This is a genomic window from Enterobacter cloacae complex sp. ECL414, assembly GCF_021869685.1.
In the GTDB taxonomy this organism is placed as follows: domain Bacteria; phylum Pseudomonadota; class Gammaproteobacteria; order Enterobacterales; family Enterobacteriaceae; genus Enterobacter; species Enterobacter kobei.
The window spans coordinates 2128989-2150905 of record NZ_CP091481.1 but is presented as its reverse complement, the minus strand read 5'-3'; the positions used below and the strand labels follow the sequence as shown (position 1 = coordinate 2150905).

24 protein-coding genes are annotated in these 21917 nt (G+C 55.9%); 14 read left to right on the top strand and 10 right to left on the bottom strand.

The features are described from left to right. Positions 1 to 224: 224 nt before the first annotated feature. The 9 genes from puuD to L3068_RS10295 all read left to right on the top strand — a co-directional run bounded on the left by puuD (position 225) and on the right by L3068_RS10295 (position 9017). On the top strand, positions 225 to 977 hold the full coding sequence (gene puuD / locus L3068_RS10330) for a gamma-glutamyl-gamma-aminobutyrate hydrolase (protein WP_196238017.1): 753 nt from the start codon (positions 225 to 227) through the stop codon (positions 975 to 977). A gap of 25 nt (positions 978 to 1002) precedes the next feature. Next, positions 1003 to 1560, top strand: a complete 558-nt coding sequence (gene puuR, locus L3068_RS10325) for an HTH-type transcriptional regulator PuuR (protein ID WP_013096835.1) — start codon at positions 1003 to 1005, stop codon at positions 1558 to 1560. Between the two features lie 155 nt (positions 1561 to 1715). Next, entirely contained in the window at positions 1716 to 3209 is a 1494-nt protein-coding gene (gene puuC / locus L3068_RS10320; RefSeq protein WP_032636740.1) for an aldehyde dehydrogenase PuuC, read from the top strand. Beyond that, a complete protein-coding gene (locus L3068_RS10315; protein ID WP_014883627.1) occupies positions 3206 to 4486 on the top strand; it encodes an NAD(P)/FAD-dependent oxidoreductase in 1281 nt (426 codons plus the stop codon). Before puuC ends, L3068_RS10315 begins: the two co-directional genes overlap by 4 nt. Positions 4487 to 4511: 25 nt before the next feature. Beyond that, a complete protein-coding gene (gene puuE, locus L3068_RS10310; RefSeq protein WP_117581859.1) occupies positions 4512 to 5783 on the top strand; it encodes a 4-aminobutyrate transaminase in 1272 nt (423 codons plus the stop codon). 123 nt (positions 5784 to 5906) lie between these two features. Then, positions 5907 to 7394, top strand: coding sequence for a carboxypeptidase M32 (locus L3068_RS10305; RefSeq protein WP_117581861.1), 1488 nt, complete (start codon positions 5907 to 5909; stop codon positions 7392 to 7394). Positions 7395 to 7543: 149 nt separating this feature from the next. Next, on the top strand, positions 7544 to 7918 hold the full coding sequence (gene asr / locus L3068_RS10300) for an acid resistance repetitive basic protein Asr (protein ID WP_014883624.1): 375 nt from the start codon (positions 7544 to 7546) through the stop codon (positions 7916 to 7918). Between the two features lie 91 nt (positions 7919 to 8009). Beyond that, positions 8010 to 8093 carry a small membrane protein YdgU gene (gene ydgU / locus L3068_RS25400; RefSeq protein WP_086527784.1) on the top strand — a complete coding sequence of 28 codons (84 nt, stop codon included), beginning with the start codon at positions 8010 to 8012 and terminating at the stop codon, positions 8091 to 8093. A gap of 102 nt (positions 8094 to 8195) precedes the next feature. Continuing rightward, positions 8196 to 9017 carry a trypsin-like serine peptidase gene (locus L3068_RS10295; RefSeq protein ID WP_014883623.1) on the top strand — a complete coding sequence of 274 codons (822 nt, stop codon included), beginning with the start codon at positions 8196 to 8198 and terminating at the stop codon, positions 9015 to 9017. Positions 9018 to 9054: 37 nt separating this feature from the next. Here L3068_RS10295 and mdtI read toward each other — a convergent pair whose 3' ends face one another. The 3 genes from mdtI to L3068_RS25395 form a co-directional block, all read right to left on the bottom strand. Continuing rightward, positions 9055 to 9384: a multidrug/spermidine efflux SMR transporter subunit MdtI gene (mdtI, locus tag L3068_RS10290; RefSeq protein WP_014883622.1), complete on the bottom strand. Its 330-nt coding sequence runs from the start codon at positions 9382 to 9384 to the stop codon at positions 9055 to 9057. Beyond that, complete coding sequence (mdtJ, locus tag L3068_RS10285) at positions 9371 to 9733, bottom strand: multidrug/spermidine efflux SMR transporter subunit MdtJ (protein ID WP_014883621.1); 363 nt, start codon at positions 9731 to 9733, stop codon at positions 9371 to 9373. The genes mdtI and mdtJ overlap by 14 nt, the downstream gene beginning before the upstream one ends. Positions 9734 to 9852: 119 nt before the next feature. After that, the gene (locus L3068_RS25395; RefSeq protein ID WP_418756997.1) at positions 9853 to 10023 is read right to left on the bottom strand and encodes a protein YdgV; all 171 of its coding nucleotides are present in this window, start codon (positions 10021 to 10023) and stop codon (positions 9853 to 9855) included. Positions 10024 to 10156: 133 nt separating this feature from the next. Here L3068_RS25395 and L3068_RS10280 point away from each other — a divergent pair, with 133 nt between their 5' ends. Beyond that, complete coding sequence (locus tag L3068_RS10280) at positions 10157 to 11191, top strand: AI-2E family transporter (protein WP_014883620.1); 1035 nt, start codon at positions 10157 to 10159, stop codon at positions 11189 to 11191. Positions 11192 to 11301: 110 nt separating this feature from the next. On the opposite strand, the gene L3068_RS10275 is transcribed toward L3068_RS10280, so the two are convergent. Beyond that, positions 11302 to 12327, bottom strand: a complete 1026-nt coding sequence (locus L3068_RS10275; protein WP_014883619.1) for an LLM class flavin-dependent oxidoreductase — start codon at positions 12325 to 12327, stop codon at positions 11302 to 11304. A gap of 195 nt (positions 12328 to 12522) precedes the next feature. Between L3068_RS10275 and L3068_RS10270 the strand changes: the two genes are divergently transcribed. Together L3068_RS10270 and yajD are read left to right on the top strand one after the other, a co-directional pair. Continuing rightward, a complete protein-coding gene (locus L3068_RS10270) occupies positions 12523 to 13416 on the top strand; it encodes a PhzF family phenazine biosynthesis protein (protein ID WP_045134988.1) in 894 nt (297 codons plus the stop codon). Between the two features lie 77 nt (positions 13417 to 13493). Further along, positions 13494 to 13841 carry an HNH nuclease YajD gene (gene yajD / locus L3068_RS10265; protein WP_006808895.1) on the top strand — a complete coding sequence of 116 codons (348 nt, stop codon included), beginning with the start codon at positions 13494 to 13496 and terminating at the stop codon, positions 13839 to 13841. Positions 13842 to 13891: 50 nt separating this feature from the next. Here the strand turns inward: yajD and L3068_RS10260 are convergent, their stop codons facing one another. Continuing rightward, on the bottom strand, positions 13892 to 14659 hold the full coding sequence (locus L3068_RS10260) for an arylamine N-acetyltransferase family protein (RefSeq protein ID WP_117581863.1): 768 nt from the start codon (positions 14657 to 14659) through the stop codon (positions 13892 to 13894). A gap of 95 nt (positions 14660 to 14754) precedes the next feature. Here L3068_RS10260 and L3068_RS10255 point away from each other — a divergent pair, with 95 nt between their 5' ends. Continuing rightward, positions 14755 to 16191, top strand: a complete 1437-nt coding sequence (locus tag L3068_RS10255) for an aminotransferase-like domain-containing protein (protein ID WP_014883616.1) — start codon at positions 14755 to 14757, stop codon at positions 16189 to 16191. 17 nt (positions 16192 to 16208) lie between these two features. On the opposite strand, the gene L3068_RS10250 is transcribed toward L3068_RS10255, so the two are convergent. From L3068_RS10250 to L3068_RS10235, 4 genes are all read right to left on the bottom strand, one after another. Next, positions 16209 to 16655 (bottom strand): hypothetical protein, encoded by a 447-nt coding sequence (locus L3068_RS10250; RefSeq protein ID WP_032628920.1) that lies wholly within the window; start codon positions 16653 to 16655, stop codon positions 16209 to 16211. Between the two features lie 68 nt (positions 16656 to 16723). Next, entirely contained in the window at positions 16724 to 17986 is a 1263-nt protein-coding gene (gene umuC / locus L3068_RS10245; RefSeq protein WP_063943066.1) for a translesion error-prone DNA polymerase V subunit UmuC, read from the bottom strand. After that, a complete protein-coding gene (gene umuD, locus L3068_RS10240) occupies positions 17970 to 18404 on the bottom strand; it encodes a translesion error-prone DNA polymerase V autoproteolytic subunit (protein WP_014883613.1) in 435 nt (144 codons plus the stop codon). Before umuD ends, umuC begins: the two co-directional genes overlap by 17 nt. Before the next feature lie 109 nt (positions 18405 to 18513). After that, positions 18514 to 19392: an aldo/keto reductase family oxidoreductase gene (locus tag L3068_RS10235; protein ID WP_023337208.1), complete on the bottom strand. Its 879-nt coding sequence runs from the start codon at positions 19390 to 19392 to the stop codon at positions 18514 to 18516. Positions 19393 to 19536: 144 nt separating this feature from the next. Between L3068_RS10235 and tcp the strand changes: the two genes are divergently transcribed. Beyond that, the gene (gene tcp, locus L3068_RS10230) at positions 19537 to 21198 is read left to right on the top strand and encodes a methyl-accepting chemotaxis citrate transducer (protein WP_023337207.1); all 1662 of its coding nucleotides are present in this window, start codon (positions 19537 to 19539) and stop codon (positions 21196 to 21198) included. Positions 21199 to 21236: 38 nt separating this feature from the next. On the opposite strand, the gene smrA is transcribed toward tcp, so the two are convergent. After that, positions 21237 to 21800 carry a DNA endonuclease SmrA gene (gene smrA, locus L3068_RS10225; RefSeq protein ID WP_023330274.1) on the bottom strand — a complete coding sequence of 188 codons (564 nt, stop codon included), beginning with the start codon at positions 21798 to 21800 and terminating at the stop codon, positions 21237 to 21239. Between the last annotated feature and the right edge of the window lie 117 nt (positions 21801 to 21917).

Below are 21917 nucleotides of genomic sequence, written 5' to 3'. Positions count from 1 at the left end.
TTTACCACCGTTTTTGGGATTTGCGTTCGCTGCTCAGGACTGTCAAATATAATGTCCACCCTATCGAATCTGTATGCAAATAAATTGTTTGTCAAATGTTAAATTAAGTTTGCAAAAGGCAGATCTCGTTGCTAGATTGAGAAAATATTGAACGAAAAGGCCGTTTTACAGGTGAAACTGGCCTAAATTTAGTCCACTTTGTGAGGGCGATCATGGAAAATATAATGAACAAGCCAGTCATTGGCGTGGTGATGTGCAGAAACAGGCTTAAGGGTCATGAGACCCAGACCCTGCAAGAAAAGTACCTGAATGCCATTATCAATGCGGGGGGCTTACCCATTGCCTTACCGCATGCGCTGGCAGAGCCAGAGTTGCTTACCACTCTGCTGCCAACCCTGGACGGGATTTACCTGCCGGGCAGCCCAAGTAATGTGCAGCCGCACCTTTATGGTGAAAACGGCGATGAGCCTGACGCCGATCCCGGGCGTGATCTTCTGAGTATGGCGCTGATTGCCGCCGCGCTCGAAAGGCGCATCCCCATTTTCGCCATCTGCCGGGGGCTGCAGGAACTGGTTGTTGCGACGGGAGGGACGCTGTATCGTCGCCTGTTCGAGCAGAATGACCTGCTTGAGCACCGGGAAGATCCTGAACTGCCGGTTGAGCTACAATACGCCCCGTCTCATGAAGTTCAGGTTCAGGAGGGAGGACTGCTGTCTCAATTAATACCAGGCTGTAACACATTTTGGGTAAACTCGTTACACGGGCAAGGTGCACGAACGTTAGGACCACGGCTTCGCGTGGAGGCCCGCTCGACGGACGGGCTGGTTGAAGCGGTCAGCGTGCATGACCATCCTTTTGCCCTCGGCGTGCAATGGCACCCCGAATGGAACAGCAGCGAGTACGCCCTGTCACGTATGTTGTTTGAAGGTTTTATCACCGCCTGTCAAAGCCACATTGCCGAGAAGCAACGACTTTGACCACTACCGTAAAGGAAATGCAACTATGAGCGATGACGGACTGGCGCCAGGGAAACGTCTGTCTGAGATCCGCCAGCAACTGGGTCTCTCGCAGCGGCGTGCCGCCGAACTGTCTGGGTTAACACACAGTGCCATCAGCACCATCGAGCAGGATAAAGTCAGTCCTGCCATCAGTACGCTTCAGAAGCTGCTGAAAGTCTATGGGCTGTCGCTCTCGGAATTCTTTTCGGAACCGGAAAAACCTGATGAACCGCAGGTGGTTATTAATCAGGAAGACCTTATCGAAATAGGCAGTCAGGGGGTTTCGATGAAGCTGGTTCACAACGGAAATCCGAACCGTACGCTGGCGATGATTTTTGAAACTTACCAGCCTGGAACCACGACCGGAGAGAGGATAAAACATCAGGGTGAGGAGATCGGTACGATACTGGAAGGTGAAATTGTGCTGACCATTAATGGCCAGCCTTATCACCTGGTTGCGGGGCAAAGCTATGCCATTAATACCGGCATACCGCACAGCTTCAGCAATACCTCGGCAGGCATCTGCCGCATTATCAGTGCCCACACCCCCACCACGTTCTGATGACCACTCAGCCCCGGCGTAAAGACTTACGCCGGGGCAAATAAAAACGATCAATGTCGGCATTTTACGGGTTAATCCCCGGGATGCCTCACGGCTTCGTATTGCCTGAAACGGCCATGCCTTTATTTATCTGATTGCGAAAGAAAGGAGTGAATATGCATTTTCAGCACCTGACTTACTGGCAGGATAAAGCAAAAAACAGTGCCATTGAGACCCGGTTATTTATTAACGGTGCCTATTGTGACGCCGCCGATAAGGCCACGTTTGACACCGTCAACCCCGCAACCCGTCAGACGCTGGCGAATGTGGCCCGGGGCAAGCAGGCGGACGTAGACCTCGCGGTTCAGGCTGCGCGTGAGGTATTTGACCGTGGCGACTGGTCGCAGGCGTCACCGGCGCAGCGCAAATACGTTCTCAATAAGTTCGCCGATTTGATGGAACGCCACGGCGAAGAGCTGGCCTTACTGGAAACCCTGGACACCGGTAAACCCATCCGCCACAGTCTGCGCGACGATATTCCCGGCGCGGCGCGCGCCATTCGCTGGTACGCCGAAGCGGCGGATAAAGTCTACGGCGAAGTGGCGCCTACGGGGCCGGACGCGCTGGCGATGATTGTGCGCGAGCCGATCGGGGTTGTCGCCGCCATCGTCCCATGGAACTTCCCGCTGCTGCTGGCCTGCTGGAAGCTGGGCCCGGCGCTGATCGCGGGCAATAGCGTGGTATTGAAACCGTCCGAAAAATCGCCTCTCACCGCCCTTCGGCTGGCCGGGCTGGCGAAAGAGGCGGGCCTGCCGGACGGCGTGCTGAATGTGATAAGCGGTTACGGCCACGAAGCGGGCCAGGCACTGGCCCTGCATCCGGACGTTGAGGTGCTGACGTTTACCGGCTCTACCCGTACCGGCAAACAGCTGTTGAAGGACGCAGGCGAAAGCAACATGAAGCGCGTCTGGCTGGAGGCTGGCGGCAAGAGCGCCAACATTGTCTTTGCCGACTGTCCGGACCTGGACAAGGCCGTGAGCGCGACCGCCGCCGGGATTTTTTATAACCAGGGGCAAGTGTGTATCGCCGGGACCCGCCTGCTGCTTGAGGAGAGCATCGCCGATGACTTTCTGGCAAAGCTGAAAGCGCAGGCCCGCCACTGGCAGCCGGGCGATCCGCTCGATCCCGACAGCACGATGGGAATGCTCATCGACGCCGCGCACGCCGATACCGTTCACACGTTTATTCGCGAGGGCGCCCGGAAAGGTACGCTGCTGCTGGACGGGCGGGCACAATCCTGGCCTTCTGCGGTAGGTCCAACCATTTTTGTCGACATCGACCCTACCTCCCCGCTGTGCCGGGAAGAGATTTTCGGGCCTGTTCTGGTCGTCACCCGTTTTAAAACCGAAGAGGAAGCCTTAACGCTGGCCAACGACAGTGAATATGGGCTTGGCGCGGCGGTATGGACCCGCGACCTCTCCCGCGCACACCGCATGAGCCGTCGCCTGAAAGCAGGCTCGGTCTTCGTCAATAACTATAACGACGGGGATATGACCGTACCGTTTGGTGGCTATAAGCAGAGCGGCAACGGCCGCGATAAGTCTCTGCACGCGCTGGAAAAATTTACCGAACTTAAAACCATCTGGATTGCTCTGGAGCCTCAATCATGACCGAACATACCACCAGCTATTATGCGGCCAGCGCGAACGCGTACGAACCATTCCCGACGCTTAGCGAATCAATCAGCTGTGACGTGTGCGTGGTAGGCGGCGGCTATACCGGCCTATCCTCCGCACTGCATCTCGCTGAAATGGGCTACGACGTGGTGCTCCTTGAAGGGGCGCGCATCGGCTTCGGTGCCAGCGGACGCAACGGCGGCCAGCTGGTTAACTCCTACAGCCGCGATATCGACGTGATTGAGAAAAACTATGGCCCCGATGCTGCCAAAGTCCTCGGGAGCATGATGTTTGAAGGCGGGGAAATCATCCGGGAGCGTATTCAGCGCTATCAGATCCAGTGCGACTATCGTCCCGGCGGGCTGTTTGTTGCCCTGAACCATAAGCAGCTGGAGACGCTGGAAGAGCAAAAAGCCAACTGGGAACGCTACGGCAACACGCAGCTGGAGTTGCTGGATGCCAGCGCGATCCGCCGGGAAGTCGACAGCGAACGCTATACCGGCGCGCTGCTGGACCGCAGCGGGGGACATATTCATCCGCTCAACCTGGCGATCGGCGAAGCGGACGCCATTCGCCTTAACGGCGGGCGGGTGTATGAACAATCCCCGGTGACCGCCATTCAGCACACCAGCCCGGCCGTGGTAAGCACGCAGCATGGTCAGGTGACGGCCCGCTATGTGATCGTCGCCGGAAATGCCTATCTGGGCGATAAGGTCGAACCAGAACTGGCAAAACGCAGCATGCCCTGCGGCACCCAGGTGGTGACCACCGCCCCACTGCCGGAAGAGGTCGTCCGCACGCTAATCCCCAATAACTACTGTGTTGAAGATTGCAACTACCTGCTGGACTACTACCGTCTCACCGCCGACAACCGCCTGCTGTACGGCGGTGGCGTAGTCTATGGCGCGCGCGATCCGGACGATGTCGAGCGTCTGGTGATGCCAAAGCTGTTGAAAACCTTCCCTCAGCTGGCAGGGGTCAAAATCGACTACCGCTGGACGGGCAACTTCCTGCTAACCCTGTCGCGCATGCCGCAGTTTGGTCGTCTGGATAAAAACATCTACTACATGCAGGGCTACAGCGGCCACGGCGTGACCTGCACGCACCTGGCCGGACGGCTGATTTCGGAACTGCTGCGCGGTGACGCAGAGCGCTTTGATGCGTTTGCCAACCTCCCGCACTACCCCTTCCCGGGCGGTCGCAGCCTGCGGATTCCATTTACGGCGATGGGCGCGGCGTATTACAGCCTGCGCGATCGTCTTGGCGTTTGATCATTTCGACAAAAGGGTATCTGACATGAGTAACCAGGAATTTCATCAGCGCAGACTTTCGGCCACCCCGCGCGGCGTAGGCGTAATGTGTAATTTCTTTGCCCGCACGGCGGAGAATGCTACGCTTACCGACGTGGAAGGCAATGACTATATTGATTTCGCCGCCGGGATCGCGGTACTGAATACCGGCCATCGTCATCCTGAAATGGTGGCCGCCGTGGAAAAACAGCTGCACCAGTTCACCCACACGGCCTACCAGATTGTGCCATATGAAAGTTACGTTTCCCTGGCCGAAAAACTTAACGAGCTGGCCCCGGTACAGGGCCCGGCTAAAACCGCGTTCTTCACGACGGGCGCGGAAGCGGTGGAAAATGCCATTAAAATCGCCCGGGCCCACACCGGCAGGCCTGGCGTGATTGCCTTCGGGGGAGGCTTTCACGGCCGAACCTATATGACCATGGCGTTAACCGGCAAGGTCGCGCCTTATAAGCTGGGATTTGGCCCCTTCCCCGGGTCGGTTTATCACGTACCCTATCCCTCCGAGCTGCACGGCATCACGACGCAGGATGCCATCACGGCGATAGAGCGCCTGTTCAAAGCCGATATTGAGGCGAAACAGGTAGCGGCGATTATTTTTGAACCCATTCAGGGTGAAGGCGGATTCAACGTCGCGCCGCCAGAGCTGGTGGCCGTCATCCGCCGCATCTGTGATGAGCACGGGATCGTGATGATTGCCGATGAAGTGCAGAGCGGTTTCGCCCGTACCGGTAAGCTGTTTGCCATGGACCACTACGCTGACAAGCCTGACCTGATGACGATGGCCAAAAGCCTGGCAGGCGGAATGCCGCTGTCCGGCGTGGTGGGCCGCGCTGAGATCATGGATGCACCAGCCCCCGGTGGACTCGGGGGAACCTATGCAGGCAATCCGCTTGCGGTGGCCGCCGCGCACGCGGTGCTGAATATTATCGACAACGAGTCACTGTGCGCGCGCGCCTGTCACCTGGGCGATCGACTGAGCGCCACGCTGGAGGAGATTCAGGGTACCTTCCCTGCGCTCGTGGCGATTAGAGGAAGAGGATCGATGATTGCGGCAGAGTTTTTTGATCCCGAGAGCCGTGAACCCTCGGCCGCCATCGCGCAGGCGATTCAGCAAAAGGCACTTTCCCGGGGCCTGCTGTTACTGATCTGTGGCCAGTACGGAAACGTGATCCGCTTCCTTTATCCGTTGACCATTCCGGATGCCCAGTTCACCCAGGCGCTGGCGATCCTGCAACAGGTTATGCGTGAAAAGGCATAAGTGCCCACTGAGAACCGTCTCCCGGACTTCCGGAAGACGGTTTCCACGGAGGAAATGTTGGGGAATTTGGCCTGTTTCATTGTATGCTCCCTGAAACACATCCCTGGCAAGAGGAAATAAGAATTGCAAAATCCATCCGCCTATCAGTCACTTGTGAAAACCTTCCAGCGCCTCTCCCGCTTCTCGCATCTCTCCTCCATCGCCAGCTGGGACATGTTTACCATGATGCCGCCCGGCGGCAGTGCCGCGCGCGGTGAAGCGCTGGCGGAAATGAGCGTCCTGCAGCACCAGCTCCTTACCGATAAAAGAGTGGGCGAATGGCTGACCGCAGCGGCAGAGGAAGAGCTGAATGACGTCGAACAGGCTAACCTGCGTGAAATGACGCGCCACTACCAGCAGGCGACCCTGCTGCCGGAATCGCTGGTTGAAGCCAAATCGCTGGCGGGCAGCAAGTGTGAGCACGCCTGGCGTACACAGCGCCCCGCTAACGACTGGCAGGGTTTTTCCGCCAATCTTAAAGACGTCGTCAAACTCAGCCGTGAAGAAGCCCGCCTTCGCGCAGAGGCCAAAGGCTGTACCCCGTACGATGCCCTGCTGGATATTTTCGAACCGGACATGACCAGCGCGCGCCTGGACGTGCTGTTTGGTGATATGAAAACCTGGCTGCCGGACCTGCTGGCGAACGTGGTGGAAAAACAGGCTCAGCGGTCGTTCGTCCCGCCACAAGGCCCTTTCCCGACGGCTACCCAGCGTGAACTCGGACTGGAAGCCATGAAGATGCTCGGCTTCGATTTTAACGGCGGTCGTCTGGACGTCAGTGCCCACCCGTTCTGCGGCGGCGTGCCGGAAGATGTGCGTATCACCACGCGCTATGACGAGGACGAGCTGCTCAGCGCGCTGTTTGGCGTGATCCACGAAACCGGACACGCGCGCTACGAGCAAAACCTGCCGCGAGCCTGGGCAGGACAACCCGTGGCGCTGGCGCGTTCAACCGCCATCCACGAATCTCAGAGCCTGTTTTTTGAAATGCAGCTGGGACGCAGCAAGGCTTTCCTGAAGCATCTGCTCCCTGCCGTTCACGCCCGCTTTGGTAGCCAGGCCGCCTTCAGCGAAGAGAACTTTATCGCCTGGAACCAGCGCGTGAAGCCAGGTTACATCCGCGTTGATGCAGACGAAGTGAGCTACCCGGCCCACGTGGTGCTGCGCTATGAAATTGAGCGTGCGCTGATTAACGGCGAGATCGAGGTGGACGATATTCCCGCCCTGTGGGATGAAAAAATGCAGGCCTGGCTCGGGTTATCAACCAAAGACAACTATCGCAACGGCTGTATGCAGGATATCCACTGGACCGACGGTGGGTTTGGTTATTTCCCGTCATACACGCTGGGCGCTATGTATGCTGCACAGTTGTTCCATGCCGCAAAAACCGCCCTGCCGGGGCTACAGGCCTCTATCGCCGAGGGCGATTTTTCGGCCCTGTTTGAGTGGCTGCGTCAGAACATCTGGCAGCACGGCAGCCGCTTCAGCACGTCGCAATTAATCACCCAGGCGACGGGCGAAGATCTGAATATCCGCTACTTCCGCGAACATCTCACCTCGCGCTATTTGTAATAACAACGCCGGGGAGGCTCCCCCGGCGTTGTACATATGGTTACACGCCGATACCAATCACTCACGGAAACCTCGAATTTACAGGGATATAGTTATTTCAACGGCCCCGCAGTGGGGTTAAATGAAAAACCAAATTCGAGGGTATGAACATGAAAAAAGTATTAGCTCTGGTTGTTGCCGCTGCTATGGGTCTGTCTTCTGCTGCGTTTGCTGCTGAAACCACTGCTGCACCAGCGGCCGCTGCGCCAACTGCAACGACCACTGCTGCGCCAGCAAAAACTGTACATCATAAAAAACACCACAAAGCCGCTAAACCTGCTGCAGAGCAGAAAGCGCAGGCCGCTAAAAAGCACCACAAAAAAGCCGCTAAACCTGCTGTAGAGCAGAAAGCCCAGGCCGCTAAAAAGCACCATAAAAAAGCCGCTAAACCTGCTGTAGAGCAGAAAGCCCAGGCCGCTAAAAAGCATCACAAAAAAGCAGTAAAACACGAAGCTGCTAAACCAGCTGCTCAGCCAGCTGCGTAAGGTACAAGCTTAACCGTGCCCTTCGGGGCACGTTGGTAAACCGGCGCTGAACCGGAAAAGGTTCTGCGCCGTTTTTTTATCCGGAGGGCGTATGCTGCGACGCTATCGGTTTGAGCTCATTCTGTTCCTGCTTATTTTATGCGCGCTCATCGCAAGCCATTTTTATCTTTCCTGATTGTAGCACGCTGATTTTACTCCCACTTTCGTGCTGTCCCGTCTATAGTATTTTCATAGGGTTCACTTTTAATAATCATAATTACCCCCACCAGAGTGTGATATGCGTAAATCTGTTGTGTTGTTGCTGGGAACGTTTGGTCTTTTTTCTGGATTTTCACAGGCGGATGATGGCGGCGATGACGCCATTAGCGCGAAAGAGCTTAAGACGCTTTTTTTCGGTCATGACGATCGTACTCGCGTCACCGACCCAACACAGGCCCCCTGGGATGCTATTGGACAACTGGAAACCGCCAGCGGCAACCTGTGCACCGCGACGTTGATCACCCCGCAATTAGCCCTGACGGCAGGCCACTGCCTGTTGACGCCCCCTAACGGAAAGCCAGACAAAGCGGTAGCCTTACGGTTTGTGTCGCAAAAAGGTGTCTGGCGCTATGAAATCCACGGCATCGAAGGCCGGGTTGATCCTTCTCTGGGTAAACGACTGAAACCGGATGGTGATGGCTGGATAGTGCCGCCCGCGGCAGCGTCATGGGATTTTGGCCTGATCATTCTGCGCTACCCGCCTTCGGGCATTACGCCACTGCCGTTATTCGACGGGGATAAAGCGGCGCTCACCGCCGCGCTGAAAGCCGCCGACCGTAAAGTCACGCAGTCAGGCTACCCGGTCGATCATCTGGATGCGCTTTACACCCATACCGACTGTGTTGTAACGGGCTGGGCACAAACCAGCGTGCTGTCGCACCAGTGCGATACGTTACCGGGTGACAGCGGTTCGCCGTTGATGCTGAAAACCGATAACGGCTGGCAATTGATTGGTGTTCAAAGCTCCGCTCCGGCGGCGAAAGACCGATGGCGAGCCGATAACCGGGCGTTATCCGTCACCGGTTTTCGCGATAAGCTGGAAGCGCTGGCTCAGGAGTAAGCCAGCGCGGCTGCGGGTAAAAAGGGTTACCGGGTTATCAGGCGAGTTTTATCATGACCATACCCGCCAGCAGCAATATCAGTCCTATCCAGCCTTTGTTATTTAACCGCTGGCCGAACAGTACCCAACCGGCGGCAAGGGTGGCGGCGATACCAAAACCGCCCCACAGCGCATAGGCCACCGAAAGATCGATACCTTTGACCGCCTGCGACAGGGCGCTGAACGCCCCCAGAACCGCGGCTATCGACATCAGGCCATAGACTTTACGACGGAAACCGTCGGAGAATTTCAGCAGAACGTTGGCGAAAATTTCCAGCACGATGGCGAAACCCAGCCAGGCCGCATGAACCCATTCAAACTGTTGCATGGTTCTGCTCCTTCTGCTGTTTGGTCGGTTTACGGGTACCTGATTTAATCAGCACAATACCCGCGACCAGCGTCGTTAACCCGGCGACTTTCATTGTTGTTAATGTTTCGTCAAATATCAGGACGCTGAAGAGTGTAATCAATAAAATACCGATCCCTTCCCACAGCGCATACGCCACACCCAGCGCAATTTTTTTCACCGCAAATGAGAGGAAAATATAGGAAAGTGAAATCATCACCAACATTAAAATAAAACCGGTATTGCCATCGCTGACGCTCGCCCACTTCATCGACAGCGTGCCGGTAATCTCAGCGATAATAGCCAGAGCGAGTAAAATCCAGTAAAACATGTTTTTCTCCTGCTTGAGAATATAATCCATCGTGGCCCGCCGCATGCGGCAAACCAAAAAAAATATGAAATTAAATCAGACAGCTAAGCGCGTAGCGCCAGCTCAGGCAGAAGAGATAACTATAGGGCGGTGCGCCAGTGTTGCTCACCAGCAACCAGGCAGAAGGAGGTGGAAAATACAGCGGTGTTGTTTGAAGAATACGTCCTGAACACATTGTCCATAAAATTACAATTATCCGCGTTGTTGCTTCTCGTCTTTGCGGATGAAAATTGTCCTCGGTAGTTAAACACGCTAAATTTGTACCATAAGCCAGGATTTTACTCAAAGTCTTTGCAATTCTTTACCCACACCGTTTGATTTTGGTTAGTTTATTGCAACGCGTTTCACCTTTATTATAAATAAAAAGCGTATTTCGGAGTCACCATGGCTAAACCCATTATTACCCTGAACGGGTTAAAAATTGTCATCATGCTGGGCATGCTGGTGATCATACTGACGGGCGTGCGATTTGCAGCCGACATCATCGTGCCCTTTATTCTGGCGCTGTTTATTGCGGTGATCCTTAACCCGCTGGTACGGCGCATGACGCGGCTACGCATCCCGCGCGTGCTGGCGATTACCCTGCTCATCAGCGTGATTATTGTTGCCATGGTATTACTGGTTGCCTATCTCGGCACCTCGCTGAATGAACTGGCGCGCACGTTACCGAAGTACCGATCGTCGCTGGCGATACCGCTGCTGCAGCTTGAACCCTGGCTGCAACGCGCAGGTATTGAAGTCTCGGTTGAGGAACTCCTTAAATATATCGACCCCAATGCGGCCATGACGATCGTCACCAGCCTGCTGGCGCAGCTTTCGAATGCCATGACCTCCATTTTTCTGCTGTTTTTAACGGTGGTGTTTATGCTGCTGGAGGTGCCTCAACTGCCGGCAAAGCTGCAGCAGATAATGGTCCGTCCGGTTGAGGGCATGGGGGCGATTCAACGCGCGCTGGACAGCGTCTCACGCTATCTGGTGCTGAAAACCGCCATTAGCCTGGTTACGGGTGGTGTCGTCTGGGTGATGCTGCTGGCGCTGGACGTCCGCTTCGCGTTCGTCTGGGGATTACTGGCCTTCGCGCTCAACTACATTCCCAACATCGGTTCCGTGCTGGCAGCGATCCCCCCTATCCTTCAGGTGCTGGTTTTCAGCGGGCTGTATGATGCGCTGGTTCTGCTGGCCGGATATCTGGCCATTAACCTGCTGTTCGGCAATATTCTTGAGCCACGGATGATGGGACGCGGGCTGGGGCTATCCACATTGGTCGTCTTTTTGTCTTTGATTTTCTGGGGTTGGCTGCTCGGTCCCGTCGGTATGCTGCTCTCCGTTCCGCTGACCATCATTGTGAAGATTGGTCTGGAACAGACCGAGGGCGGACAAAGCATCGCCGTGCTGCTGAGCGATATGAGCCAGAAATAGCGCTGACAGGAGGAATGTATAGATCCTCCTGTCTTCGCGATAAGCGCCCGAATAGTTACAAATGAAGATTCACGCCACGTGCGGCGACGGGGCTTATCCCAGCGCGTCGACTACTCGCGCCAGCCCATTGCCGGTGCGACATGTTTGAGAATGGACTCAATCACATGCGCATTGTAATCCACACCGAGCTGGTTCGGTACGGTCAACAATAACGTATCCGCTTCAGCAATCGCCTCGTCTTTTTTCAGCTGTTCGATAAGCTTGTCCGGCTCCGCCGCATAGCTGCGTCCGAAGATCGCGCGCGTTTTCTCGTCAAGATACCCCACGCTATCGCTGTCGTTGCGGCTGGCACCGAAGTACATCCGGTCACGGTCGTCCATCAGGGCAAAAATACTGCGGCTGACCGACACGCGCGGCTCACGCGTATGCCCTGCCTCTTTCCACGCCTGGCGGTACGCGCGGATCTGTTTTGCCTGCTGAATATGGAACGGCTCACCGGTTTCATCGTCTTTCAGCGTAGAACTTTGCAGATTCATGCCGAGCTTAGCGGCCCATACAGCGGTCGCATTCGAACCGGCGCCCCACCAGATACGCTCGCGCAGCCCTTCGGAATAGGGTTCCAGTCGCAGCAGCCCCGGTGGATTCGGAAACATCGGCTGTGGATTCGGCTTTGCAAATCCTTCGCCGCGCAGAACCTCAAGCAGCACCTCGGTATGACGGCGTGCCATATCTGATTCGTTTTCACCTTCCTGCGGGACATAGCCGAAATGACGCCAGCCATCAATGACCTGCTCCGGGGAGCCCCGGCTGATGCCAAGCTGCAAACGACCGCCGGAAATCAGATCCGCCGCACCGGCATCCTCGGCCATGTACATCGGGTTTTCATAGCGCATATCAATCACGCCAGTACCGATCTCGATGGTTTTCGTTTTGGCCCCAATTGCGGCCAGCAGAGGGAACGGAGAGCTCAGCTGACGAGCAAAGTGGTGCACGCGAAAATAGGCGCCGTCCGCCCCCAGCTCTTCGGCCGCTACGGCCAGGTCGATGGACTGCAGCAGGGTGTCTGCTGCCGAGCGCGTGCCGGACTGCGGAGAAGGCGTCCAGTGACCAAACGATAAAAAGCCGATCTTTTTCATAATCCTGTGTCCTGATAATGCGTTGCGTTCTTCCTACTGTACGCATTACCTGTGGAGAATAAATGGCGTTTCTTTAACGGAATGATTCAAATAAATTGATTGAATTTTTTTCAGGTCCGTCGGGTGAAAAACGGCTGGTTATCGGTTTGATTTAACGTTACATCTCTATATCAGGACTTTTACATCGGACAGAAAATGAAAAGACGCTATGTTGTTGCGGATGTTTTTACTGACACTCCGTTTCTGGGTAACCCTGTTGCCGTCGTACTCGATGCTCAAGGCATGAACAAAGCACAAATGCAGCAGGTCGCCGTTGAATTTGGCTACAGCGAAACCACGTTCGTTTTGCCGCCAGACACCCCTTCCCATACAGCACGCGTGCGAATCTTTACGCCCTCGCGCGAGATCCCCTTCGCCGGGCACCCTAATGTTGGAACGGCTTACGTGCTTGCCCATTACGCCGCGATGAATCATCAGCGCCTGCCTGATACGCTACACTTCGAGGAAATAGCCGGTGTGGTGCCCGTTCGCCTGTTGCGCGACAACGATACGGTCACTGGCGCAGAACTCCTGGTGCCTGAGGCACTCTCGTGCCGCTCTGAAGTCAGCCCGGAAAGCGTGGCTGCCTGCTTATCCCTGAACACGGAAGATATCCGTACCGAGGTACATAGGCCTGTGGTCGCGTCGGTAGGTCTGCCCTTTCTGATAGCCGAGCTGGCTTCTCGTGAGGCGCTTCGTCGATGCGTGCCGAATTTACAGGGTTTTCGCGCGACTTTACCGCTGGATGGCGCCGTTTCCCTCTACGCCTACACCCTGGATACGAATGCTGATGAACCTCATGATGTGCAGGCCCGCATGTTTACTCCCCGCATGACAGAAGATCCTGCCACAGGCAGCGCGACTGCCGCTGCGACAGCGCTGCTGGCGTTGCACCGTAATAAAACGACGCTTAATCTTAACGTCAGTCAGGGCGTTGATATGGGACGAGCAAGCGTGCTGTTCGCGGGATACGATGCCTCGTCGGGAGAGGCGGTGGTTCGCGTTGGCGGAAATTGCGTGATGACGCTTGAAGGCACATTCTCGCTCTAGCGGAGGAAGGTCCTGTACATTTACCGTGCCTGATGGGATATATTGGCACACTATTTTTATCACAGGTAAAACCAGCAATGGCTCTGATCCCCAAAAACTACGCGAGACTTGAAAGTGGCTATCGCGAAAAAGCGTTAAAAATCTATCCCTGGGTATGCGGACGCTGCTCGCGTGAGTTTGTCTATTCCAATCTGCGCGAACTGACGGTTCACCACATCGATCACGACCATACCAACAACCCGGAAGATGGCAGTAACTGGGAGCTGTTGTGCCTGTTTTGCCACGATCACGAACATTCGAAATACACCGAAGCGGATCAGTACGGTACCACCGTGGTCGCCGGGGAAGACGCGCAAAAAGACGTGGGCGTCGCCACGTTTAACCCGTTTGCCGATTTAAAAGCGATGATGAACAAGAAGAAGTAATGCTTCAACCGCGGTGCGTGAGGCTCAGGGGGCACAGGCCCCCTTCTGCTTTACGCCGCGATCAACGCAAAACGCTCTTTCAGAATACGGGGGATGTCGTCCCCCGCCAGCTGCCGGGTTTCCGTGCCCTTCGCCGTAATGGTTTTCAGCATATCCCCCAGTAAAATCTCGCGTCCCTCCGGTCGATGCTGCACCACCACACGCTTCTGCACAAAAATGGCATCCGGGTGCGTGGAGTTAAGGTAGTTGGCCGGAACGAAATCAATCCACTCCTGTGGCGTGAGATCAAAGCCGTACTGACGGGCCCATTCTCCCGCCACCTTCGCCTGAAGCAGATATTCGCCCTCAGCGCTGCGGCTAAGCCGGAACGTGTCAAAATCCTGTGCGATATCAACATCAAGCGTGTCCAGAGCCATTGGTGCACGAATGCCATAGCTGCCAAACCCGAGGTCGCAAAGCCACTGTCGGCTCTCCAACTCAGCAATTAACGCCATATGGGTTTTTGGCCGCCGTACGGGATAGAACATCGGGCGTGCCGCCACAAAACGGTAAGGAATACCTAACGCCTCCAGCGCCATGGCAAACAGCCCGTTCACCTCATAGCAGTAGCCGCCGCGCCCCTGTGTTAACAGCTTATCGGCAATATCGTCAGGTGCCAGCGAGACAATTTTCCCCGCCTGTACATCCAGATTTTCAAACGGGATTGCAAAAAGCTGATGACGCATAAGCGCATGCAGGGTACCCGTATCGGCAGCCGCGGGGCCAGTGTAGTTTATGCGTTTGAAATACGTGGAAATATCAAAATTATCGCTGTGCATAATGCCTCCTTGTCCTGAACATGTCGGACACTATAGATGGCGTGCATTATTGGCTGTATAGTCAGTTTTATCGAAAATTAGCCTGAACAGATACCATGTCTGCCCCATCCCCGTCCTCTCCTCACTATCGCCGTATTGCGGATATGCTGCGTCTTACAATTACGTCTGGCGCGTTGCGAGCCGGTGACAAGATCATCTCCGCGCGTAAACTGGCCGAACGCGAGCATGTCAGTCTTCCGACGGCGCTTGAAGCGCTGCGCTGCCTTGAGGCCGAGGGGCTGATTGTTGCACGTCCGCGTTCAGGTTATTACATCCACCAGACAAGCCTTCCGCAGCCTGTGGAGCCTTCTCGTTCTCCGCCAGGCCCGGTTCCCGTCACCCTGTCGGCCATGGCCCGGTCGCTGTTCAGCAGTTCAGAAGCCCGTCTGGTGCCTCTGGGTGCAGCCCTGCCCGATCCTGCTTGGCTGCCGGGCGAGACGCTACAGCGGGCGTTGCACTCCGCGGGCCGACGTCTGGACGCGCACGGTCAGAGCTATAGCCTGCCGCCGGGAAGACGTGATTTGCGAAGCAAGATTGCCGCGCGTTCTGCACAGTGGGGAGCCCGTTTCAGCGCGGATGACCTTATTATCACCGCAGGTGCGACGCAGGCGTTGCGCCTTGCGCTACGAGCCGTGTGCCAGCCCGGTGATGTGGTGGCGATTGAGCAGCCAGCCTACTTTGGTACGCTCCTGCTGCTGGAGGATTTGGGTCTGAAGGCCTTATCGATCCCCACCGATCCTGTTGAGGGCCTGCTGCTGGAACCGCTGGCGGACGCCATTCGGTGCCACCGCCCGGCCGCCGTTCTGGCCTCCCCTACAGTGCAAAACCCTTTGGGCGCCAGTATGCCCGTCACGCGTAAGCAGGAACTCGTTGCCCTGCTTGACGCGGCAGATATTCCTCTCATTGAAGATGATGTTTACGGCGATCTTGTCGGCGAGGGACAACGTCCCCCAGCCTGTAAAGCGTTCGACCAGAGTGGAAATGTCATTTATTGCAGCTCCCTGTCTAAAACGCTTGCGCCCGGCTGGCGAATCGGCTGGGTTGCCGCCGGACGCTACTTTCCGCAGGTTTTACAGGCCCGCATGGCCGGAGACTGGGCAGGCGCTCCGCTGCTGGAAGCCGCAACCAGCGAAGTCCTGGCGAGCGGCGATTATGATCGCCATCTGCGGCGGCTCAAGCGTCGCGTTGCGGAGGGAATAGACGCCGTCGTGGCGCGGGTCGAGGCAAGTTTTCCTCCCGGCACGCGTGTTAACGCGCCCGCCGCGGGTTACTTGCTGTGGGTAGAACTTCCTTTGCAGGTCAACGCGCTGGAGGTACATCGTCGCGCGCTGGCGCTGGGTATTGGCGTCAGCCCCGGCCCGCTGTTTTCCCCTGCCGCAGAGCTGTCTCACTTTTTGCGGCTAAACTGCGCAAACGAACCGACGCCCCGCCTGCTGAATGCCGTGGAGCGGATTGGGGCGCTGTGTTATGAACTGGCGGATGCGCGGCCGTGACGGTCTGCGGTCCTTTTTCACAAATTGAGGATTGCGCGCTCTTTAACGACAGCGTCAGGATTGGCTCTTTTTATCGCGGTCAGAAAAGCCGTGAAGTTATGATTCCAGAGGGTGAGATTGTTATAAAACTGCACCTGCTTTTCATTAGCACCGTCACGGTAAATAACAATCCAGACCCGTCGGCTATTTATCTCGATATTCCCCGGCCCGATTTTAATGATAGTAGCCAGCGCAATCTTACGGGTGGCGTTGTTTTTAACTTCATATAAAAACTGGTCATCATAAAACCATGTTTTACCTGCATTCCCGCCAAAAATTGAGGGGTTAGCAGATATCTTTTTCATCCCGTTATGATCTGAAATAAGGCGCTTTGCCTGGCGAATACGTCTGACAACAAATCTTAACAGGATGAAAAGCGCAATGAGGGGCAGCGCGACTGATATCATTTTTAGGCTCTCGTACATATCCCTGCCCCGTCATACATTCTTATTAACGCCGTGAGTATAACGCGGCGATCGTTTATGACAATATCCTACCTTGCCACCGGCAAATCTGCGTACCGCGTCGTATACGCCGGTGACAGCATCTCACGCTTCATCGCCCAGGATTTCTCAATCCCCTGCCCGGCAAACCATATCTTCCCTTTGCCGGAATGGTTTACGCTGTCGATTATCTCCATCAGCGCTGCGCTATTGGCACACAGGCGGTTATCATCAAACAAATTCAGCTGGGCGACGCCGCTGCTGAAAAAATCCGCCAGCATCACCCCCGCTTTCATATAGCGATACCCATCAAGCCATATACGCCCCAGCGCCTCCGTGGCAGCACGGATGATATCGCGCGTGTCATTAGTGGGTGTCATCAGGGTGACTGAGGCCTGGTTGCCGTAATAAATTTCGTTGTCGGCATGCGGGCTGGTGCGCACAAACACGCTGATAAAGCGGCAATACTGATGCTCGCCGCGCAGTTTTTCGGCGGCACGCTCCGCGTAGGCACAAATGGCCTGGTGCATCTCTTCGTATTGCGTAATACGGTGTCCAAACGAACGACTACAGATAATTTGCTGCTTCGTCGGGGTAAACTCTTCCAGATCAAGACAAGGTTCACCGCGAAGCTCGCGCGCCGTGCGTTCCATTACCACGTTAAAATGTTTGCGAATGACCCAGGAGGACGCTTCCGCCAGCTCCAGCGCCGTGGTAATCCCCATGGCGTTGAGTTTTTTCGTGATGCGTCGCCCGACACCCCACACTTCCTCTACCGGCACCTTCGCCAGCAGCTTACGCTGCCGTTCGCGATCCGATAGATCGACCACGCCGCCGGTGGCAGACCACCGCTTCGCCGCATAGTTGGCCAGCTTCGCCAGCGTTTTGGTCGGGGCAATACCGACCCCAACGGTCAACCCCGTATTTTTAGCGACCTGGTTGCGCATCTGATGGCCAAAAACCTCCAGCGACATGCAGCGGCTGACGCCCGACACGTTCACGAAGGCTTCATCAATCGAGTAGATCTCAATTGCCGGAGCAAGATCGGTCAGCGTTTGCATCACCCGGCTGCTGAGATCGGCATACAGCGCATAGTTCGAGCTAAAAACATACACCCGCGCCGGATAACCCTTCTCCTTGAATTTAAAGTAGGGCTCACCCATTTTTATGCCGAACTGTTTGGCCTCCCGCGACAGCGAAATAATGCAGCCGTCGTTGTTCGAGACCACCACGATGGGTTTGCCCTCCAGATCGGGGCGAAACACCCTCTCGCAGGAGGCATAAAAGCTATTCACATCAACCAGTGCGAACATGTTTATACGTTTTGAGGGTGTGAGTGACAACGCCGAAGATTTGTAGCTCCTCTTCTGACTGGAAGGTAATCGGCTGATAGCGGGCATTATGCGGCAGCAACCTCAAAACCGGACGGGTCTGTAGCTCTTTCACCGTAAACTCACCGGCAACCGACGCCACGACGATATCCCCATGTTCGGCATTTAACGAACGATCGACCACCAGCAGATCGCCGTCGCCGATCCCAGCCCCAATCATCGAGTCACCACTCACTTTTATAAAGTAGGTCGCACTGGGGTGCCTGACCGCCAGCCGGTTAAGATCGAGACGATCCTCCACATAATCCTGCGCCGGGCTGGGGAAGCCGCAGGCGACGCGCTCCAGAAAGAGAGGTAATTCAATGACTTGATTAGAGTGATAAGAAAAGAGAGTGCCCATAAATGCTTTCCTGCCGTAATACTGTATATAAATACAGTATTACGGATTATGGGCCAGGATCAAGATGCTTTCCGGCGGTGAAGCCGAACGTATTGAAGTTTGAACGGATTTAGTTCAACGATCGGCCTACCAGCGTATTCAGCGTTTCCAGAGCGTCAGGCGGCAGTTGCAGTTCTCCTGCTGCGAGATTTTGCCGCAAATGCGCCACGGAAGAGGTGCCGGGGATCAGCAGAATATTCGGGGAACGTTGCAGCAGCCATGCCAGCGCAACCTGCATCGCGGTTGCGCCAAGGGAATCCGCGACGGCCTGCAGATCGCTGGATTGCAGTGGCGTAAAGCCGCCCAATGGGAAAAACGGCACATAGGCAATCCCCTGCTGCGCCAGTAAATCCACCAGCGCATCGTCGCCGCGGTTCACTATGTTGTACATGTTCTGCACGCAGACAACAGGCACCATCTTCTGCGCTTCCGCAACCTGAGTGGCCGTGACATTGCTCAGACCAATGTGGCGTACCAGCCCTTGCTGCTGTAACTCTGCGAGGGTGGAAAGCGGTTCAGCAATCGATCCTTCTGCCGGGCCATGAGCGCTAAACATGATCCGCAGATTCACCACATCCAGTACATCCACCTGCAGATTACGCAGGTTATCATGCACCGCCTGAGTCAGCTCCTGCGCGGAAAAGGCCGGCAGCCAGGCACCTTTATCGTTGCGGCGGGCCCCGATCTTGGTGACGATAGTGAGATCGTCCCGGTACGGATGAAGCGCCTCGCGGATCAGCTGATTGGTCACATGGGGACCATAAAAATCGCTGGTATCGATATGATTCACCCCCGCCGCCACGGCTTCGCGTAACACCTCCAGCGCGGCATTTTTATCTTTCGGAGGGCCAAATACGCCCGGTCCGGCAAGCTGCATCGCGCCGTACCCCAGTCGTTTAACCGTCCGCGTACCGAGCGCGTACGTCCCGCTTTTATCAATGCTGCTCATGTTGACCTTCCTCATAAAAATGATCCGGATTTACAACAGGTTCCTGACCGGAGCCCTTCGTTAAGCGCGAGTTAAATTAAAGTTTAAATTCTATACGACGATAGTATTGGTGTACCTCTGCCTCTTCTCTAACGGACGACCGCTATGCTGAAAAATCTGCACGTGATTACCGGTATTATCTTTGCCCTCACCATATTCTGTCTGCTGCAAGTTGTCACGGGAGGGTTGTTCTACTCCGCCGTCAGCAACGATCGCCATAACTTCCAGAACTCCGGCGTGCTCAATGCCCAGCAGGAAAATCTGAGCGACAGCGTAAACACGCTGGTAAAAACGCGCGTCACCGTGACCCGCGTGGCGATCCGCTACCTGAAAAACCAGCGCGATCCGGCTTCCCTTGCCGCGATCAACAAACTGCTTGATACCGCAAGTAACTCGCTGGCTAAAGCAGAAACCTATAACAAAGCGTGGCAGAAACTGCCGCAGGTTAACGGCCAGAATGCGGCGTTAACTGACGAGATGCAAAAATCCTGGAATCAGATGCATGAGGTCATGCGTTTGTCGATTCAGTATCTTCGCGCCGACAACTACCAGGCCTATGGCGATCTGGATGCTCAGCAGGCACAGGATGATATGGAAGCGGTCTACAACCGCTGGCGCGCCGAAAACAACACGCTGCTGAAAGCGGCAACCGAAGAGAACCAAAGCAGCTTTACGCAAATGCAGTGGACGCTGGCAGTCATTTTCCTGGCCGTTATCGCCGTGCTGGTGGTCATCTGGCAGGGGTTACAACACCTGCTGTTAAAACCACTCAACACCATTATGAACCATATTCGCGCCATTGCGGGGGGCGACCTGACGCAGAATATCGCGCTCTCTGGCCGCAATGAAATGGGTCAACTGGCCGCAGGCCTGCATGAGATGCAACAATCTCTGGTGACTACCGTCAGCGCCGTGCGCGGCAGTACCGACTCCATCTACACCGGCGCAGGTGAAATTGCCGCAGGCAGCAACGATCTTTCCGCTCGCACCGAAGAGCAGGCCGCCTCGCTCGAAGAGACGGCCGCCAGCATGGAAGAGCTGACCGCGACGGTTAAACAGAACTCCGATAACGCCCGTCAGGCTACGTTACTGGCGAAGAATGCCTCTGAAACCGCAGCACGTGGTGGCCACGTCGTGGATAACGTGGTTCGCACCATGACCGAAATTGCCGACAGTTCCCAGCAGATTGCCCACATTACTGGCGTGATTGACAGCATCGCGTTCCAGACCAATATTCTGGCGCTTAACGCCGCGGTAGAAGCCGCACGCGCCGGGGAACAGGGGCGTGGTTTTGCGGTCGTCGCAGGCGAAGTCCGTACGCTGGCGAGCCGCAGTGCACAGGCGGCGAAAGAGATCAAAGGGCTTATCGAGAACTCCGTCAGCCGGGTGAATACCGGTTCTGAGCAGGTTAGCGAAGCGGGCGCGACCATGAAGGAGATTGTCGCCGCCGTGACCCGCGTAACCGATATCATGGGTGAGATTTCGTCGGCCTCCGATGAGCAGAGCCGCGGTATTGAACAGGTGAGCCTGGCCGTTTCGCAAATGGACAGCGTGACGCAGCAAAACGCCGCGCTGGTGCAGCAGTCCGCTACGGCGGCGGCGGCACTGGAAGATCAGTCCGAACAGCTGCGTCAGGCTGTGGCCGCGTTTCGTCTGAACGGAAAAGAACACGCGGTCGCCTCACGTCCGGCAAATGTGAAAACGCCGCAGCTACTGCGTCCGGCAACGGCTAACGCCACGCCTGACAGTCACTGGGAAACCTTCTGAGTCACAGGCGGGCGATCGCCTCGCCCGCGAAAACCGCCTTAACGGCTGCGCTTGGCGTGCCGTTCCCAGTTCTCCTGTTTCGCTTCATCGGATTTCCGCAGTGAAACGTAACAAGCCCCGCTGCCGCCGTGATGCGGCAGCGCCACGCAGAAAGCCTGCACTTCCTCGAACTCAGTTAACCAGCGTGCCAGATAGCTGCGCACCACATTGGGATGCGAATTCTGTTCGCGCCCTTTCCCGTGAATGATGATCAGGTTACGTAATCCGTCACGACGGGCCTGACTGATAAAGGAATACAGCATCTGTCGGCAGCGTTCGGCGGGCTGACGCAACAGGTTTAAGCTGGCCTGTCGGTCGTATTTCCCCGAACGCAGCTTCTCTATAACGCCCTGCTGTACCCCTTCGCGCTGGAACGTCAGCGGTTCTTCAAGGGGCAGGAGTTCCAGAAACCCCAGCGTCAGAAAGTTGTCCAGCTGTTCAGTATCCATCTCCTGCCGCGCCCGTGCGTTTCTCATCGGCTGCCAGTGGATATCCGAGCAGCGCTTCATGGGCTGGACATCCTCCATGGCGTCAAGAAAAAGTGATTTGTCGTCAGGGTTCATGGGGATCCTCCGGCTACTTCTGAGGGAGGTACTATACCTGTGCCAGACATGTGTCTCAATAACCGTCAGCGGCCCACTCACGGCATATATATTTACCCGGCGAATATATAATAAGGG

What these genes read in the sequence shown, in the direction of transcription:
- puuD (WP_196238017.1), top strand. Translation starts at nt 225, where the DNA reads ATGAACAAGCCAGTCATTGGCGTGGTGATGTGCAGAAACAGGCTTAAG.
- puuR (WP_013096835.1), top strand. Translation starts at nt 1,003, where the DNA reads ATGAGCGATGACGGACTGGCGCCAGGGAAACGTCTGTCTGAGATCCGC.
- puuC (WP_032636740.1), top strand. Translation starts at nt 1,716, where the DNA reads ATGCATTTTCAGCACCTGACTTACTGGCAGGATAAAGCAAAAAACAGT.
- L3068_RS10315 (WP_014883627.1), top strand. Translation starts at nt 3,206, where the DNA reads ATGACCGAACATACCACCAGCTATTATGCGGCCAGCGCGAACGCGTAC.
- puuE (WP_117581859.1), top strand. Translation starts at nt 4,512, where the DNA reads ATGAGTAACCAGGAATTTCATCAGCGCAGACTTTCGGCCACCCCGCGC.
- asr (WP_014883624.1), top strand. Translation starts at nt 7,544, where the DNA reads ATGAAAAAAGTATTAGCTCTGGTTGTTGCCGCTGCTATGGGTCTGTCT.
- ydgU (WP_086527784.1), top strand. Translation starts at nt 8,010, where the DNA reads ATGCTGCGACGCTATCGGTTTGAGCTCATTCTGTTCCTGCTTATTTTA.
- L3068_RS10295 (WP_014883623.1), top strand. Translation starts at nt 8,196, where the DNA reads ATGCGTAAATCTGTTGTGTTGTTGCTGGGAACGTTTGGTCTTTTTTCT.
- mdtI (WP_014883622.1), bottom strand. Translation starts at nt 9,384, where the DNA reads ATGCAACAGTTTGAATGGGTTCATGCGGCCTGGCTGGGTTTCGCCATC.
- mdtJ (WP_014883621.1), bottom strand. Translation starts at nt 9,733, where the DNA reads ATGTTTTACTGGATTTTACTCGCTCTGGCTATTATCGCTGAGATTACC.
- L3068_RS10280 (WP_014883620.1), top strand. Translation starts at nt 10,157, where the DNA reads ATGGCTAAACCCATTATTACCCTGAACGGGTTAAAAATTGTCATCATG.
- L3068_RS10275 (WP_014883619.1), bottom strand. Translation starts at nt 12,327, where the DNA reads ATGAAAAAGATCGGCTTTTTATCGTTTGGTCACTGGACGCCTTCTCCG.
- L3068_RS10270 (WP_045134988.1), top strand. Translation starts at nt 12,523, where the DNA reads ATGAAAAGACGCTATGTTGTTGCGGATGTTTTTACTGACACTCCGTTT.
- yajD (WP_006808895.1), top strand. Translation starts at nt 13,494, where the DNA reads ATGGCTCTGATCCCCAAAAACTACGCGAGACTTGAAAGTGGCTATCGC.
- L3068_RS10260 (WP_117581863.1), bottom strand. Translation starts at nt 14,659, where the DNA reads ATGCACAGCGATAATTTTGATATTTCCACGTATTTCAAACGCATAAAC.
- L3068_RS10255 (WP_014883616.1), top strand. Translation starts at nt 14,755, where the DNA reads ATGTCTGCCCCATCCCCGTCCTCTCCTCACTATCGCCGTATTGCGGAT.
- L3068_RS10250 (WP_032628920.1), bottom strand. Translation starts at nt 16,655, where the DNA reads ATGTACGAGAGCCTAAAAATGATATCAGTCGCGCTGCCCCTCATTGCG.
- umuC (WP_063943066.1), bottom strand. Translation starts at nt 17,986, where the DNA reads ATGTTCGCACTGGTTGATGTGAATAGCTTTTATGCCTCCTGCGAGAGG.
- umuD (WP_014883613.1), bottom strand. Translation starts at nt 18,404, where the DNA reads ATGGGCACTCTCTTTTCTTATCACTCTAATCAAGTCATTGAATTACCT.
- L3068_RS10235 (WP_023337208.1), bottom strand. Translation starts at nt 19,392, where the DNA reads ATGAGCAGCATTGATAAAAGCGGGACGTACGCGCTCGGTACGCGGACG.
- tcp (WP_023337207.1), top strand. Translation starts at nt 19,537, where the DNA reads ATGCTGAAAAATCTGCACGTGATTACCGGTATTATCTTTGCCCTCACC.
- smrA (WP_023330274.1), bottom strand. Translation starts at nt 21,800, where the DNA reads ATGAACCCTGACGACAAATCACTTTTTCTTGACGCCATGGAGGATGTC.